This is a genomic window from Streptomyces capitiformicae (assembly GCF_002214185.1).
GTDB lineage: Bacteria > Actinomycetota > Actinomycetes > Streptomycetales > Streptomycetaceae > Streptomyces > Streptomyces capitiformicae.
The window spans coordinates 4767077-4783553 of sequence record NZ_CP022161.1 but is presented as its reverse complement, the minus strand read 5'-3'; the positions used below and the strand labels follow the sequence as shown (position 1 = coordinate 4783553).

Genomic DNA, 16477 nt, shown 5'->3' with positions numbered 1-16477 from the left:
CCACCCCGAAGGATGTGTCCCGTGACCTTCAAGGCTGAGTACATCTGGATCGACGGCACCGAGCCGACGGCCAAGCTCCGTTCCAAGACCAAGATCATCGCGGGAGAGCCGGCCGGTCTGGACGCGCTGCCGATCTGGGGCTTCGACGGGTCCTCCACGAACCAGGCCGAGGGCCACTCCTCGGACCGCGTGCTCAAGCCGGTCTTCACCTGCCCCGACCCGATCCGCGGCGGCGACGACGTCCTCGTGCTCTGCGAGGTCCTCAACATCGACTTCACCCCGCACGAGTCCAACACCCGTGCCGCGCTGCGTGAGGTCGCCGAGAAGTTCGCCGCCCAGGAGCCGATCTTCGGCATCGAGCAGGAGTACACCTTCTTCCAGGACGGCACCCCGCTCGGCTTCCCCAAGGGCGGCTTCCCGGCCCCCCAGGGCGGCTACTACTGCGGTGTCGGCGCCGACGAGATCTTCGGCCGTGACATCGTCGAGGCCCACCTGGAGAACTGCCTCGCCGCCGGCCTCGGCATCTCCGGCATCAACGCCGAGGTCATGCCCGGTCAGTGGGAGTTCCAGGTCGGCCCGCTGGCCCCGCTGGATGTCTCGGACCAGCTGTGGGTGGCCCGCTGGCTGCTCTACCGCACCGCCGAGGACTTCGACGTCGCCGCCACCCTCGACCCCAAGCCGGCCAAGGGTGACTGGAACGGCGCCGGTGCGCACACCAACTTCTCCACGAAGGCGATGCGCGAGGGCTACGACGCGATCATCACCGCGTGCGAGTCGCTGGGCGAGGGCTCGAAGCCGCTCGACCACGTCAAGAACTACGGCGCCGGCATCGACGACCGTCTGACCGGTCTGCACGAGACCGCCCCGTGGAACGAGTACAGCTACGGCGTCTCCAACCGCGGTGCCTCGGTCCGTATCCCGTGGCAGGTCGAGAAGGACGGCAAGGGCTACATCGAGGACCGCCGTCCCAACGCCAACGTCGACCCGTACGTCGTGACGCGTCTGATCGTCGACACCTGCTGCTCCGCGCTGGAGAAGGCCGGCCAGGTCTGATCCACCCAGCTTTTCAGGAGGGCGTCCGCCGATTCAGGTGGGCGCCCTCCGGCGTTGTCAGTGGGGCATGTCATGGTGGGGGGCATGAAGATCTACGGGGGCGACCCGACCGGTACATCTGATACATCCGATGCGTCCGAGCTGGCCGTCAAGATCGAGACGGAGAACTGGCAGAAGCACGCCCGGGTTTCGGCGGAGCGGCTGCGGGAGCTGGTGTGCCGGATCGGCGGTGACGGCGACCGGTTCCTGGTCGCGCAGCGGATACCGGACGTGCCGGATGTCTTCATCCAGGTCTGGCACGAGGAGGGCAGCGGGGAGTACCAGCTGGAGCACCGGGAGGGACGCGACCGGTTCTTCGGAGCGGTCCTCTCCGACCGGGAGCGGGTCGCCGAGGCCATGACCGGCTGGGCACGACGGACGGAGGACTGGGACAGCGGCATCGAGTGGACCCCCGTCGAGCACGACGCCCCCGAGGACGTACCGGAACTCCCAAAGGACGTGCGGGAAGAGGTCGAGGAGCGGGTACGGGAGCTGCTGGCCTGCGGGTACGGCGACCGCACCCAGCTGAGCGAGGCCGCCGAGGAGTATCTGGTCGACGGTGACCACCGGCCCGTCTCCCGCGCGCAGGCCCGGGAGCTCGTCGACCGGCTGTGGGTCGAGCGGCTCACCGAGCAGGAGACCTGGGAGGGGATCACCGACCCCGAGCGGATCACCCGCGCCTTCGAGACGCTCCAGACCGAACACGGCATCACCGCCCGGGAGAACTTCACCTGCTGCCGCAACTGCGGTACGAGCGAGATAGGCGCCGAAAGCGCCGACGGTGCGCGGGGGTTCGTGTTCTTCCACTCGCAGTGCACCGAGGGCGCCGCCGCCGGACACGGACTGATGCTGCTGTACGGCGGATTCGACGGGTCCGCCGACACCACGACGACCGTCGGACACGAGGTCGTGGCGGCCCTCGCCGCGGAAGGACTGTCCACGGAGTGGGACGGCGACCCCACGAGGGCCATCACCGTCACCCCGCTGGACTGGCGCAAGCGCCTGGTCGGCTGAGGACACGACACATCCGCACATCTGCGTCCCGGGCCGGCGGCGTCCAAGTGGTGGGAGGAGGGCTCCTGTCGGGCATCCGGGTCTCTTCAATGGGGCCATGGCCGGAACCCGGGAGTACCGCGCGACGGGTCGCCATGACCTCGAACCGTTCTGGCCTTCCCGTCAGCACCACGACTTCGACCGGGTGTGTTGTCGCGCGATGAACGCGCCGGCCCTCTAAAGCCGTACAGCCGCACACCCCGGCCCGGCCTTCGGTCGGCGCGAACGACGTACGTCCCCTCGGTGGGTCCGACCACGAACTCGGCCGCCGAGGCCTCCCAGACGGACCTCTCGCGCGAAAGAGCTGACCTCTCATGGCGACCTCTCGTTTCCTCTCGACCACCGCCCAGCTGACCGCTGCCCAGGGCTCCGCGTCGGCCGCCGCCCTCTCGTCCACGGACTCCCCCCGGCATCGACTCCGTGCCGTGGGGCGGGAGGAGGTGGTCGACATGGCGGACTTCCTGCCCCCGGGTGCCACCTGGCTGCCCGCTCCCCAGCACACCCTGCCCACGCTGCCGGGCCGGCCGCCGATGATCGGCTACCTGGTCCTCGTACCGGCCGACGGGTCTGTCGGCGTCAGGGACAGCGACGCCGGGGACGAGCTGGTCCGCGTCGACACCGTGCGGAGCACCGCCGAGGTCGACGGGCGACCGCTCGATCTCACCTACCTGGAGTTCGAGTTGCTCGCGCATCTCGTCACCCACCCCCACCGGGTGCACACCCGCGACCAGTTGGTCACCACCGTGTGGGGCTACGGGCATGTGGGCGAACGGGCGGACGGTCGACGTCCACGTCGCGCGGCTGCGCCGCAAGCTGGGGGCCGAGTTCCGGCAGGCGATCCAGACGGTGCGGCGGGTGGGGTACAAGTACGCGCCGCCGGTGGGCCGTTGATCCTCTGCTGATTCGTGCTCTGCTGATTCGTCCTCTGCTGATTCGTCCTCTGCTGACGGCAGAGCGCCGTTTCGTTCCCTGGTCCGGCCGTGCACAGTCACCGGTATGAGGCTTCTGGTGCTGGGTGGTACGGAGTTCGTGGGACGAGCCGTCGTCGAGGCGGCGGTGGGGCGCGGCTGGGAGGTGACGGTCCTCAACCGGGGCCGGCACTCCGCGCCCTCCGGGGCGCGGTCGGTGCGCGGCGATCGCACCGCGCCCGGCGGGCTCGCCGCCCTGGACGGCGACGACGTGTGCGACGCGTGGGACGCCGTGGTCGACACCTGGTCCGCGGCGCCCCGAGCGGTGCACGAGGCGGCGCGGCTGCTGCGGGGGCGCGCCAAGCGGTATGTGTACGTGTCGAGTTGCTCCGTGTACGCCTGGCCGCCGGCCGCCGGGTACGACGAGGGGGCGCCGCTGGTGGAGGGCGCGTCGGCGGACGTGGGGCAGACGGACTACGCCCGTGACAAGCGGGGCGCGGAGCTCGCCGTGCTCGGGGCGTTCGGCGCCGAGCGTTCGCTCCTTGTACGGGCGGGGCTGATCCTCGGGCCGTACGAGAACGTGGGGCGGTTGCCGTGGTGGCTCGGCCGGGTCGCCCGGGGCGGGCCGGTGTTGGCGCCGGGGCCGCGGGAGCTTCCGCTTCAGTACGTGGATGTCCGGGACCTCGCGTCCTGGGTGCTCGGAGCGGTCGAGCGGGAGTTGAGCGGGGCATACAACGTCGTCGGGCCTGCGGGGCTCACGACCATGGGGGCGCTGCTGGAGGCATGTGTCCGGGTGACGGGTGGGGCGGCGGAACTGCGGTGGGTCGAGCCCGAGTCGGTGCTCGAAGCGGGGATCGAGCCGTGGACGCAGTTGCCGGTGTGGGTGCCGCCGGGGAGCGAACTGCACGACGCGCTGCACTCGGCGAATGTGTCCCGGGCCGTGCGGGACGGGCTTCGGTGTCGGACGGTTGAGGAGACCGTGCGGGATACGTGGGAGTGGTTGAAGGGGTTGGGCGGGGTTGCCCCACAGCGGGCGGATCGGCCTGCGGTGGGGGTGGATCCGGTGCTGGAGGCGAAGGTGTTGGGACGGTAACCGGCGCCGGGGCTGAGCACGGGCGGGGTTTCGCTCACCGGCGCCGGCCTGGTGCCGCTGCGCCCGCCCGTGCCGCCCCCAGCGGCACGACTGCCCGCAGCCACGCACGCCACGCATGCGCCCCCGAAACGCGCACACGCGGTAGGGGATCACCAACTCGCCGTGTTTTGTGGTGCGTTGAAACCGGTTTGTTCCGCGAATCTCTCACCAATTTCTGAGTCGTCTGAACACTCCTGGGACTCCCTGCGTATGGAATGGCGCCGCTTCACTCCTGTCGGGCGCCTCGATGCCCCGCAAGGAAGTCAGAGGAGTTCCATGGGACGCAACACACGCAAACGACGTTCGCCGCTGGCCGTTCGGGCCATTGCCGCATCCGCGGCGCTCGCGGTCGCGGGCGGCGGGCTGGTCTGGGCGAACTTCTACGCCTCAGCGGGCGAGTCGAAGTCCAACCAGAACAGCACGCTGGCCTCCTCGCAGGTGGCCACCATCGACTGCCCGGACGTCGGCCAGAAGCTGACGAGCGTGCCCGAGGGCGCGCGCCAGGGCGTCGCCAAGGAGCTGGCACTGCTGGACCAGCAGATCACCGAGGCCTACATGCGCCTCGCGGACACCCGCCAGGCCCAGGCCGGCGACGCCGGCTTCGTCAACAACGCCATCCTCGGCCCCCTGAAGTCCAAGCGGACGGCCACCATCGACCGGATCGGCATCAACATCCGGCGCGCGGGCGGCCAGGCTCCGCAGGGCATGGACCAGCTTGCCGCCTGCCAGGGCGTCGCCGACCAGAACCAGATCAACAACGGTGGCGGCCAGGGCGGCGACGGCCAGGGCCAGGACAACGGCCAGGACCAGGGCCAGGACCAGGGCCAGGACAACGGCCAGGACCAGGGCCAGGACAACGGCCAGGACCAGGGCCAGGACAACGGCAACGGCAACGGCAACGGCAACGGCAACGGCCAGGTCGTCAACGGGCCGGTGGCGGACGACTTCGTCGACATCACCACCGTCCAGCCCAACGGCGGCCCGAAGGGTGTGAACGGAAACGGGCTCGCCGCGAACGGGAACTCCGGTTCGACGGGCACCTTCACCACGAGCTGCGGCACCAACGGGAACGACAACCACAACTCGGACAACATCATCGTCGCTCCGGGTGTCGACAACGGCGCGCAGCACACGCACGACTACGTCGGCAACCAGAACAACAACGCCTTCACCAGCGACCAGCAGTTCCTCCAGGCCAACACCAGCTGCCAGAACCAGGGCGACAAGTCGTCGTACTACTGGCCGGTGCTGCGTCTGCAGGACGGTACGCAGGAGTTCGACGCGAACGACCTCGGTGGCGGTGCGGAAGGCAACATCGGCAGGATCCTCGAAGCCAGCCAGGCCGAGCTGAAGTTCGTCGGCAACAAGAAGAGCGATGTCGTCGCGATGCCGCAGGCCCTGCGCATCATCACCGGTGACGCCAAGGCCTTCAACAACGGCCTCGCCAACGCCAACACCAACTGGAGTTGCACCGGCTTCGAGGACCGGCAGCTGACGGACAAGTACCCGATCTGCCCCGAGGGCAGCTCCGTGGTACGGACGTCCTTCTTCCAGAGCTGCTGGGACGGCCAGAACATCGACAGCGCCAACCACCGCACCCACGTGGACTTCGTCGAGGCGGACGGCAGCTGTGCCAACGGTTTCCAGGCCATCCCCCAGCTCCAGGCCCGTCTGGTCTACGACGTTCCGGCCCCGCAGATCCAGAACGGACAGGTCGTGAACCCGTTCGCGGTGGACGGCTTCCCGACCGAGCTGCACAAGCCGATCACCGACCACAACGACTTCATCAACTTCTTCGACGAGAACACGATGAACCAGATGGTCGACTGCATCAACAGCGGCCAGGACTGCCAGTAGTCCTGAAGCAGTAACCAGGAAGCCGGCGGTGGGAGATCTCCCACCGCCGGCTTCCGCTTGTTCCCGAACCGCCCGGTCAACCCTTGTGGCTGTTGTGGCTGCCACCGGGGTTCATGTGCTCGGACCCCTCCTGCATTTCCCCGCCGAGCGTGCCCTGCAGCCCGGCGACCGTCTTCTCCTTGCCGATGGCGACCCATTTGCGGCCGACGAGGTAGTAGCCGCCGTAGTCCTTGGCACTGGCGAGCCACTCCGCCTGACCGCGGTCGGTGGCGAAGGTCGCGAGGACGAACTTGCCGTCGAAGTCGCCGTCGGTGTTCGTGCAGAGGGCCTGACGGATCGTGTCCTCGTCCGTCTGCACCTCCGGCTTGCAGCCGACCTCGCCCGCGATGGACTCCAGGGTGCCGGTGGCCGTCTTGGGGATCGCCTCCCCCTCGTCGGCCGAGCCCGACCCGCAGCCCGTCAGCACCAGCAGGGCGGCGGCCGCACCGGCCGCGCTCAGGGCGAGCCGGCGCACCGCAGGCCTCTCGTGGGTCATCTTCATCTGTCGTACCTCCGGTCCATTCCGGCGACATGAACTCGCCAGCTCCGTACGCACCGTTGAGCACAGGCGTCGGTCCGGTTAGCGTGCCGCATCTGTCGACACAGGGAGCACACAGTCATGAACTCTCCGTCGCGACGCTCGGTGCTGGGCTCGGCCGGTGCCATCGGCCTCGGGACCACGCTGGGACTGACGGTCCCGGTCCACGCCGCTGAGAGCCCCGGCCAGGGCCCTGCCTTCGATACGGCTCCCGCGCGCGCAGCGCTCAATCGGCTGCTGCCCGCCCACGCCGACCAGTTCCGGCTCACTCTCGTCAAGAGGCAGGGTACGACCGACCGTTTCCGGGTCACCGGCGGCACCGGGCGCATCGAGGTGCGGGCCACGACACCGGCCACGCTGCTCATGGGCGTGCACTGGTACCTGAAGTACGTCTGCGGCGCCCATCTCGCCTGGAACGGCAGCCAACTGGACCTCCCGCGCCGGCTCCCCGCGCCCGCCCGGCCCCTGGAGAGATCGACGGCCCTCCCCCACCGCTTCGCCCTCAACGACACCAACGACGGCTACACCGCCCCGTACGCGGACTGGCCGTACTGGGAACACCAGATCGACCTCCTGGCCGCGCACGGCTGCAACGAGGTCCTCGTCATCGCGGGCATGGAGGCCGTGTACCACCGGCTGCTGAAGGACTTCGGCTACTCCGACGAGGAGTCCCGCGCCTGGCTCCCCGCCCCCTCGCACCAGCCGTGGTGGCTGCTGCAGAACCTCTCCGGCTACGGCGGCCCGCTCTCCCCCGAGCTGATCGCACGCCGGGCCGCGCTGGGCCGCCGTATCGCCGACCGGCTGCGCGAGCTGGGCATGTCCCCCGTCCTGCCCGGCTACTACGGCCACGTCCCCAAGGAGTTCGTGGAGCGCAACGGCGGTGACGCGCACGTCGTCCCGCAGGGCATCTGGCACGGATTCGAACGCCCCGACTGGCTGGATCCGCGCTCCGACTCCTTCGCGAAGGTCGCCACCTCGTTCTACGCCCACACGGAGGACGTGTTCGGGGAGGCGGCCCACTTCAAGATGGACCTGCTCCACGAGGGCGGCACGGCGGGTGACGTACCCGTCCCGGAGGCGGCGCGGGGCGTGGAACGGGCCTTGCAGAAGGCTCACCCCGGCGCCACCTGGGTGATCCTCGGCTGGCAGGAGAACCCGCTGCCCGAACTCCTCGACGCCATCGACAAGTCCAGGATGCTGATCGTCGACGGCGTCTCCGACCGCTACACGAGCGTCACCGACCGCGAACGCGACTGGGGCGGCACCCCGTACTGCTTCGGCACGATCCCCAACTTCGGCGGCCGGACGACGATCGGGGCCCGTGCGCACCTCTGGAACGAGAAGTTCTTCGCCTGGCGGGACAAGGCGGACAGCGCGCTGGCCGGTACGGCGTTCATGCCGGAGGCCACGGACCGGGACCCGGCCGCCTTCGAGCTCTTCTCCGAACTGGCGTGGAGCCCGGCGAAGCTCGACCGGGCGGCCTGGTTCTCGTCGTACGCGGACTTCCGTTACGGCGGCCGCGACGACTCGGCGCGCAAGGCGTGGCGGGCGCTGCACGACACCGCGTACCAGCAGCAGGCCGTCGAACGCAGCGACCCCCACGACTCCCTCTTCTGCGCCCGCCCCCACCTCGCCGCCAACCGCGCCGCCGAGTACGCGCCGCGCACGCTGACGTACGACCCCGGGCGCTTCGACGCGGCCCTCGCCGGGCTGCTGGGGGTGGCCGGCGGGCTGCGGGGCAACGCGGCCTACCGGTACGACGTGGTGGATGTGGCGCGGCAGGCGCTCGCGCATCGCAGCCGCCAGTACCTGCCGCAGCTGCGGGCGGCGTACCAGCGGGGGGACCTGGAGACCTTCCGCGCCCTGTCCACCCTCTGGCTGCGGCTGATGCGGCTGTCGGACGAGGTCACGGGCGCGAACGCCGCGTTCCTGCTGGGCCCGTGGCTGAACGACGCGCGGCTGCTCGCCACGAACGACGCCGAGCGGGCGGAGTTCGAACGCACGGCGAAGGTCCTGATCACGGTGTGGGGCGGGCGGGCCACGTCCGACACCGGCGACCTCCACGAGTACGGCAACCGGGAGTGGAACGGCCTCATGGCCGACTTCTACGTCCCGCGCTGGCAGAAGTGGCTCGACAGCCTGGAGGACGCGCTCGCCACCGGGACCGCTCCGGCGGCCGTGGACTGGTTCGCGTTCGAGGAGCCGTGGACCCGGGAGCGGAAGGACTATCCGCTGCGGCCGGTGGGGGACGCGTACGGGTCGGCGGTGCGAGTGCGGGATGTGCTGGCGCGGGCGCCGTACCAGGGGAACCTGACCGTCACGGCCGAACCGCCGGTGATGCCGCCCGGCGGAAGCGCGCGGGTGTCGGCGGAGTTCCGGAATGTGAACGGGCTGCGGGCGACAGGGCGGGTGGATTTCGCCCTCACCGGTTTCGACGGTACGGCCGAACCGGACGGCCCGACGTCGATCGCGACCGTCCCGGCCGCCGGCTCGGGCACGGTCCGCTGGCGCGCCGATGCCCCCGGGGCCCCGCTGGACCGCCCTCTGCGCCCGCTCCCCTACACGATCACCGTCCAGTACGGGCCGCGCGGCGAGGACCGGGTGAACGGCCGCTTCGACGGGACGCTGTTCGAGGCGGGGCCGTTGGACGCAAAGTGGCGTACGTACACGAACAACGGTGCCGTCTTCGGTCAGTTGGGCGATCGTCTCGCGATCGACGGGGCAGGGGCGGACCTCTGGCGGGGCACGACGGAGTTCGGCACCGCGTACCGGGCGGGGGCCCTGGCCGACGGGGTCTCGGCGACCCTCCGCGTCGACGCGCAGGCCGCGACGGGGAACTGGGCGCGGGCCGGGATCATCGTGCGCAACAGGCTCGGCACGGCCGGTTCGCCGGGCTTCCTGAATCTCGCCGTCACTCCGGCGAACGGGGTGGTCCTGTCCTACGACAGCACGGGGGACGGGACGCTGGACACGTACCGCCGGATCACGGGGATCAAGGCGCCGGTGATGCTGCGGCTGACGCGGACGGGGGCCGGGGCGTACACGGGTGAGTGCTCCACGGACGAGGGCGCGAGCTGGCGGGTGGTGGCGTCCGTGAGCGTGCCGGGGGCGGCTGCCGGGGCGCAGGACGTGGGGCTGTTCATGAGTGCGACGAATGGGGGCAGCGGGGCGCGGGGGACGGTCGAGTTCAGTAGGTGGATGGTCGCCCAGTAGCTCGGGGGTGCCTGAACGTCGGCGGGTGCACCGCGCCCCTTCAGGGGCGCGGGGAACTGCGCGACAAGCCCCCACCCACCCACCCGCACCCGCACCCGCACCCGCACCCGCACCCGCACCCGCACCCGCACCCGCACCCGCCATACAAACCGCACCCCCGAGCTACTGGGCGCCCCGCCCCACCCGAGCGGAGCGGCAAGGTGACCATCGGACCATTCGCTCGTTCTGCTGAACGTGCAGTCACAGGATGTCGCCCCGCGCCCCGCACCTTCCCGCGTCCAGGAGTCGGCGGTGGACGTCGAGCAGGCCGAGGCCGCGCTCGTCGAGCACTACCCTCGCCTGGTCCGCCTCGCGTACCTCACGCTGCCCCCGACGCTGGGCCGCAACCGCCGCGTGCTGACGGCTCACTCGCTCACGCAGCGCGCACTGCCGAGGGGCCGCACGACGACGTCCCTGATCCCGGCGCAGGCGACGGGCCGGGAGCGCAACCCGGGTTACGCCTACATCCGCCTCCAGGTCGTGCGCACCGCGCTGGAGGCGGGCCTCCCCCCGCGCCGCAAGTCCTGGCCGAAGCGGTCGCAGTTGCCGCCCCTGCTGCCGCAGGTGTGGGGGCTGCGCCTGTTCCCCCGCTCGGGCGGCGCCGACGAACTCGCCCTGGACCAGCGCCTGTCGGCCCTCTCCTCCCCTGCCCGCGCCGCCTACGTACTGCGCGGCCTGGAGAAGCTCCCCGACCCGGCGACCAGGACCCTGCTGGAGGAGGCCGGCGTCGAGGACCCGGCGGCCGCGCTGACGGAGGCGAACTCCGTGCCGTCGCAGCTGTACGCCCTGCTGGCCTCCCCCGAGTTCGACCCGTGTTCGCTGCACGCCCGCCCGACCGATCTGATGCGCCGCCGCCAGCATGTGCGGGCCGCGCTGGCCGGCACGGCCGCACTGGTCGTGTGCGGGGCGGTCCTCGGGCTGCCCGGGGACGCGTGGGGCCCCGACGACGCGGCGGCACCCCCATACGCCCGCAACCCGGCAGCCCAAGCCGCCCTGGACCCGGGCAGGTTGACGACGGCGGCGGCCACCGCCTGGCAGGCGACCGGCCGCACCGACTTCTCGACCTGGCCCGCGCGCGGCGACCTCACCGCCGACAAGGCACTGCTCCGGCGCGCCCTCGCCGTATGGGCCCGCCCCGGCGAGTCCGTCCAGGTCTCCGTGACCCTCGGCACCCCCGCCGGCCCTCCGCCCGGCCCGCCCCAACTGCTCTACGCCGGCAAGGTCGACAACGTCCGCGTGGTCATGGCGTACGACGGTTTCCGCGTCGCCCGCTACGCCGAACCCCTCGATGGCACCACCGTCGCCGCCCTCGACCTGACCCGGGCCGACGGCGCGACCGGCGCCGGCGCGAGCGCCCTCGTGGTGGGCCGGACCGACGGCAACGTCCGCTATCTGACGGCCCCTTGGGTGCGCGAGGCGGCCGTACGGGATCTGACGCGGCCCACGGGCGAGGTGTCGGCGCTCGCGCTGTCGAAGGACGGGGTGACGGAGCCGTTCGCGAGTCCGGCGGTGCGTACCGGCGCGTGCACGTCGTGGGAGGTGCTCCAGCTGACCGACGCCGCGGGACGCACGCGGCTGCTGACCGACCTGTCCGAGGTGACCCCGGCGCATCTCACCGCCGGACGCCCGTCCTCCTCCCCTGGCCGGGAGGCCACCGGCGCGCCGGCCACCTGGGCGCCCTTCGCCTGCTCGCTGGCCGCCGTGCGGTCGCAGGGCGTACGCACGGTGAACGCCTGGCAGTTCGCCCGGCAACCGCTGCCCGACGCGAGCGGCAACGCCGACTGGGTGTGCACCCGGGCCGAGACCTGGCGGGGCGCGGGGACACGGGTACTGGCCCAGTTCCGCACCGCCCGCGGCGCCTACGTGACCGCGACCGCCGACGACGTTCCGACCTGCGGTCCCACCGCACCCCACGTCCTGGCCGCCGCCCCGTGGAAGTCCGCGACGGGCGACTCCTACCTGCTCGCCGCCGGCAGCAAGGACACCGTTTCCCTCGAACTGACCGGCGGCGTGAACGGCTCGTCCCCGGGCAACCTGCTGGCCGTACCCGCCGAGGACGGCGTACGGGCGGAGTTGAAGGGCACCTTGGCGAACGGCCGGGAGATCAACGGCCTCTGAACACCACGGCCTCTGAACACCACGGCCTCTGCACACCACGGCCTCTGCACGCCCCTGCTCGATCGGCCATGAGAGGCCGGAATCAATCGGTAAAGTGTTCGCATGGCTACCGGTGTGCGCCGCAGGATGGGTGTGGAGGAGCGGCGGCAGCAGTTGATCGGCGTCGCCCTCGAACTCTTCAGCAGCCGCTCGCCCGATGAGGTCTCGATCGACGAGATAGCGACGGCGGCCGGTATCTCACGGCCGCTCGTCTACCACTACTTCCCGGGCAAACTCAGCCTGTACGAGGCCGCGTTGAAGCGCGCCGCCGAGGATCTCGCGGACCGTTTCGTCGAGCCCCGCGAGGGTCCGCTGGGCGCGCGCCTGCTGCGCGTCATGCGCCGCTACTTCGACTTCGTCGACGACCACGGCCCGGGTTTCTCCGCCCTGCTGCGCGGCGGCCCGGGGGTCGGCTCCTCCCGTACGAACACCCTCATCGACGGCGTACGCCAGGCCGCGTATGTCCAGATCCTTACGCACCTCGACGTCACGAACCCACCGGCCCGCCTGGAACTCGTCGTCCGCTCCTGGATCTCCCTCGTCGAGTCGGCGGCCCTGATCTGGCTGGAGGGCCGCCGCATCCCGAGGGAGGAGCTGGAGACCAAGCTGGTCCACGACTTCGCGTCCCTGATGACCGTGAGCGCCGCGTACGACAAGGAGATGGCGGCGATACTTCGCAGAATGGTGTCTGACGAGACGATCGCTGACGATCAGGGCTACGCGTCGAACTTCCGGTAGGAGGGATCAAGGTCCCGCACCTCCGCCGACGCATGCAGCGCCAGCCCCTCCCCCACCTTCACGTACTCCCGAAGCAGCCCGAGCACGTTCTCGGTCAGCGTCACCTTGGTCTCATCGGTCCGCCCCGCGAGCAGCCCGAGCGAGACGTGCACGATCGCGTGCCCTGTCACGTCGGGACCGACCGTGGTGCCCTCGGTCGCCCGGAACTGCGTCTTGCACGCTTCCGGCTTCGCGGCAGCCGTCCGTACGACTTCCTCGTGCAGGGCCCGAGCGAAGCCGGCCCGGTCGAAGCCATCAGTAAGGACAGAGGAGTAATCAACAGTGATCTGCGGCATGAGGTCACCCTAATCCAGGGTGTAAGCGGCTCGGACCGGCGCCCGCAAGGCCCGGCGAGCGGCTTACGACGGACAGCGGTACGCCTTGGCCCTCTCCGGTCCTTGAGACCCGCTCTGAGACTGGTGCCGCTGTCCACCCAGGTGGGTTCCGTGCGGTGACGTGGGTGTCGGGCAACGCCTGAAGTCAACCTGGCCCGCGAGGCCTCCGGTTAGAGCGGCGAGGCCCGGCGCCTTCGCCACCGTCACGGAGTCCGCCACTGTCCGTGCTTCGCGGTGATGACGCGAGCGCCGGGCTGATGCCTTCGTTTCCCCGGGCCCTTCGAGGCCTCTGTCAAGAGCGGCACAGCCCGGCGTCTCCGTGATCACCGCGAAACTCGCGGTGGCCGGCCGGACGTTGATCGTCACGGCGCGAGCCCGCCCCAGGGTCGACCTCTTGTTCCATCCGCGAGCCGTGAGCTCTGCAGACAGATCGAGCCCCTGGGGTGCGCTGGTGTCGCGAACGGCTACTGAGATGGCGGACCGAAGAGTCCTGGGATCAGGGCGCCGCGTGACCCGCATGTACTCGTGACTTGCACAAATGGGCTGGATCTGGGAGGACAGCTTGACCGTGTTCTGTGGCATCGACTGGGCGGAGCGTCACCACGACGTCGCCCTCGTCGACGACACCGGCACCCTGCTCGCCAAGGCCCGCATTAGCGATGACGCGGCCGGCTACAGCAAGCTCCTGGCCCTCCTGGCCCTCCTGGCCGAACACGGCGACAGCCCGCATCGGGCAGCGCCGACGTCCTGAGTACTCACAACTAGGACGCAGTGCGCCCCGCCAGCTGCACCCGAATCCGGCTCGCCGTGACGAGCGCCCGCTCGATCGCGCCGTCGATGTATCCGAGCCAGGCGGTGGCGTAGTCGCTGAGCAAGTTGTCCTTTGCGGTCGGTGACGGACAGCTCGTGCGATCTTGTGGCTGCGGCTCCTACCGTGTGGTGAGGCTCTGGCAGGTGCAGGAGACGCTGGAGTCCCTACCTGCAGACATCGGGACGCCAGGCGCCCCTGAAGCCCCCGACGTCCCGCAAGCGGGCGAAGCGGCAGATCCACCCACGCCGGGGTCTGAAGAGGCTGGCGCCCAGCAGTCTCCGAAACGCCGCCGGGGCCGGTGGGGCCGCTTGGTTGGGAAGAGGGGCGGCGGCGGATGCTGTCGTTGCTGGCCACCGCTGGGCAGGCGATAAAAGGCGAAGAAGAACGCTGCCGCGATCGGGGAGGACGTCTCGACTCCGGCGCGGGTGGAGACCACTCGTGGTCACCTACCCCGGCACCCCGGGGCTGGCCGGGATGCGCTCAACGCGACGGGCCAGGACAGCAACACGACGAAACCTACCGACCGCCGCCATCCACCACCCCGAACAGGCTCGAACGGACCCCGAAAAACGACAAAGATCCCGACCGATCGCGATGATCGGTCGGGATCTCGTCAACCGCCCCTGAGATAACTCAAGAACGGCCGTACCTCGCTGCGGTCCGGGAGTCATACGACACCGTGGCCCACGACTACGTCGCCCTCGTCAAGACGCCGTCTGAGCTGGACTACCTCTCTCGCTCGATGCTGATCGCCTTCGCCGAGCTGGTGCAGGCATCTGACCGAGGACCGGTCGCGGACCTGGGCTGCGGACCCGGAAGAGTGACGGCGCACATGGCCGGACCCGGGGTTTCTGCATTCGGCATCGATGTGTCCCCAAACACGGATATGGTGACCACCCCGTGTCCTAGCACCCTGAGATGTCTAACCGCAGCCGCAACGCCAACATCGCGATGTCGTCCTCCCGGTCCCGCCCGAAGCAGTGCAGCAGTGTGTCGCACAGCGAGTCCATCCCCAGCGGGGCGTCCGTCGCGGCGGCCCGCAGCTGCTCCAGGGAGAACGACAGGTCGATCCCCCGGGTCTCGATGAGCCCGTCGGTGACCATGAGGAGCCGGTCGGTCGGCCCGAGCACCCTCTCCGTCGGCTCGGGCCGTTCGAGGCCGAGCCCGAGGAGCGGCCCGGCGGCCTGCACATACTCGGCGCCACCGGCCTCATGGACGATGAGCGGCGGTATGTGGCCCGCGTTGGCGATCCGGACGCGCCCGCTGTCCGGCTCCACCAGGGCGAGACAGACCGTGGCGGTGACGTCGGGGTGGTAGTGCTGGAGCATCCGGTCGAGCCGCCGCGCGACCTCCGCCGGGTCGGCGTCCTCCACCGCGTACGCGCGCAGGGCGTGCCGGATCTCGACCATCACGGTGGCCGCCTCCAGCGAGTGTCCGACGACGTCGCCGACGGCGGTGAGGATGCCGTCGGGGGTGGAGACGGCCGCGTAGAAGTCTCCGCCGATCTCGGTCTGCCGGGAGGCCGGCACATAGCGGACGACGACTTCGAGGCCGGGGAACTCCGGCACCCGCTTGGGCAGGAAGCTGTGCTGGAGGGTGAGCGCGACATGGCGCTCGACCTGGTACATGAGCAGCGGCTGCGCGGCCAGCGCGGTGGCCTGGGCGAGCCGGGCGACGAGCCCGGCGGTGTCGGCCGACGCGGTGCGTATACCGCCCACGGGCGTGGCGACGCACACGGGGGCGCCGCCCTCGGTGCGGGCCAGCACCAGACGGGCGTCCTCGGTGACGCCGGGCCGGAAGAAGCCCGGCGGCCACAGGGGCGCGGGGACGACGGTGTCGTGCGGCCCAAGGTTGCCGTCGGTGAGGCGCCGGATGAGCCGGGCCACGGCCTCGTGCGCGCCGGCGTCGGGGAGGGTGGTGCGGGCCCTGGCCCGGGAGGTGCCGCTGTACAGGTCGCCGTCCTCGCCGAGCACGAACACGGCGGCGGGCGACCGGGTGAGCCGGGCGGCCCCCTCGGCGGCGGCGCCGGCCAGCTCCTCCAGGGTGCGGGCGGCCTGGACGTCGACGATGGTCTCGGACAGGAGCGTGAGCCGCTGTACGAGGGCCTCGGCGTCGTTGCGCATCCGGGCGCCGCGCACGGCGGCCCGTACGACCGCCTGGATCTCCTCGGGTTCGGCGGGCACCGTCAGATAGGCCTCGCCGCCCGCGTCCAGTCCCCGGCAGCGGTCGCTGGGGGCGACGGCCGCCGCGGAGAAGTGGACCACGGGCAGGGCGGCCATCGGGGGCTGGGCCTTGAGGAGGCGGCAGAGTTCGAAGCCGCTCATGTCGGGCAGGCCGACGTCGACGAGGGCCACGTCGGGCAGGGCTCCCGAGCGCAGCCGCAGGTCGAGTTCGGTGAGCGCCTCGCGGGCGCTGGCGACGGGGACGACGTTGTGCCCGGCCCGGCGCAGCACCGCGCCCATCGCGTAACGGCTGGCGGCCGCGTCGTCGACCACCAGGACCGTGGTGCTTGCTTCGTCGGCCATG

The 16477-nt window shown here is 70.9% G+C and carries 10 protein-coding genes and 3 pseudogenes; 10 read left to right on the top strand and 3 right to left on the bottom strand.

Annotation, left to right across the window (positions count from 1 at the left end):
- Window positions 1–21 precede the first annotated feature (21 nt).
- The 5 genes and pseudogenes from glnII to CES90_RS21280 all read left to right on the top strand — a co-directional run bounded on the left by glnII (window position 22) and on the right by CES90_RS21280 (window position 6042).
- Window positions 22–1053, top strand: a complete 1032-nt coding sequence (glnII, locus tag CES90_RS21300) for a glutamine synthetase (protein WP_189781567.1) — start codon at window positions 22–24, stop codon at window positions 1051–1053.
- Between the two features lie 84 nt (window positions 1054–1137).
- Window positions 1138–2106 carry a DUF6891 domain-containing protein gene (locus CES90_RS21295; protein ID WP_189781566.1) on the top strand — a complete coding sequence of 323 codons (969 nt, stop codon included), beginning with the start codon at window positions 1138–1140 and terminating at the stop codon, window positions 2104–2106.
- A 353-nt stretch (window positions 2107–2459) separates the two neighbouring features.
- Window positions 2460–3036, top strand: a pseudogene (locus tag CES90_RS21290) (winged helix-turn-helix domain-containing protein).
- Window positions 3037–3141: 105 nt separating this feature from the next.
- Complete coding sequence (locus tag CES90_RS21285) at window positions 3142–4146, top strand: NAD-dependent epimerase/dehydratase family protein (RefSeq protein ID WP_189781565.1); 1005 nt, start codon at window positions 3142–3144, stop codon at window positions 4144–4146.
- A 315-nt stretch (window positions 4147–4461) separates the two neighbouring features.
- On the top strand, window positions 4462–6042 hold the full coding sequence (locus CES90_RS21280) for a DUF1996 domain-containing protein (protein ID WP_189781564.1): 1581 nt from the start codon (window positions 4462–4464) through the stop codon (window positions 6040–6042).
- Between the two features lie 76 nt (window positions 6043–6118).
- On the opposite strand, the gene CES90_RS21275 is transcribed toward CES90_RS21280, so the two are convergent.
- On the bottom strand, window positions 6119–6583 hold the full coding sequence (locus CES90_RS21275; RefSeq protein ID WP_189781563.1) for a hypothetical protein: 465 nt from the start codon (window positions 6581–6583) through the stop codon (window positions 6119–6121).
- A gap of 117 nt (window positions 6584–6700) precedes the next feature.
- On the opposite strand from CES90_RS21275, the gene CES90_RS21270 reads away from it, so the two are divergent.
- From CES90_RS21270 to CES90_RS21260, 3 genes are all read left to right on the top strand, one after another.
- Entirely contained in the window at window positions 6701–9832 is a 3132-nt protein-coding gene (locus CES90_RS21270; protein ID WP_189781562.1) for an alpha-N-acetylglucosaminidase, read from the top strand.
- A 234-nt stretch (window positions 9833–10066) separates the two neighbouring features.
- Window positions 10067–11989, top strand: a complete 1923-nt coding sequence (locus tag CES90_RS21265) for a hypothetical protein (RefSeq protein ID WP_189781561.1) — start codon at window positions 10067–10069, stop codon at window positions 11987–11989.
- 102 nt (window positions 11990–12091) lie between these two features.
- Window positions 12092–12766: a TetR/AcrR family transcriptional regulator gene (locus tag CES90_RS21260; RefSeq protein WP_189781560.1), complete on the top strand. Its 675-nt coding sequence runs from the start codon at window positions 12092–12094 to the stop codon at window positions 12764–12766.
- Here the strand turns inward: CES90_RS21260 and CES90_RS21255 are convergent.
- Complete coding sequence (locus CES90_RS21255; RefSeq protein ID WP_189781559.1) at window positions 12745–13101, bottom strand: 5-carboxymethyl-2-hydroxymuconate Delta-isomerase; 357 nt, start codon at window positions 13099–13101, stop codon at window positions 12745–12747. The genes CES90_RS21260 and CES90_RS21255 overlap by 22 nt on opposite strands.
- Window positions 13102–13687: 586 nt before the next feature.
- Here CES90_RS21255 and CES90_RS21250 point away from each other — a divergent pair.
- Together CES90_RS21250 and CES90_RS49740 are read left to right on the top strand one after the other, a co-directional pair.
- Window positions 13688–13888, top strand: a pseudogene (locus CES90_RS21250) (IS110 family transposase); the annotation flags it as partial.
- 691 nt (window positions 13889–14579) lie between these two features.
- Window positions 14580–14828, top strand: a pseudogene (locus tag CES90_RS49740) (SAM-dependent methyltransferase); the annotation flags it as partial.
- Between the two features lie 28 nt (window positions 14829–14856).
- On the opposite strand, the gene CES90_RS21245 reads toward CES90_RS49740, so the two are convergent.
- Window positions 14857–16476, bottom strand: a complete 1620-nt coding sequence (locus CES90_RS21245; RefSeq protein ID WP_189781558.1) for a fused response regulator/phosphatase — start codon at window positions 16474–16476, stop codon at window positions 14857–14859.
- Window position 16477 lies beyond the last annotated feature (1 nt).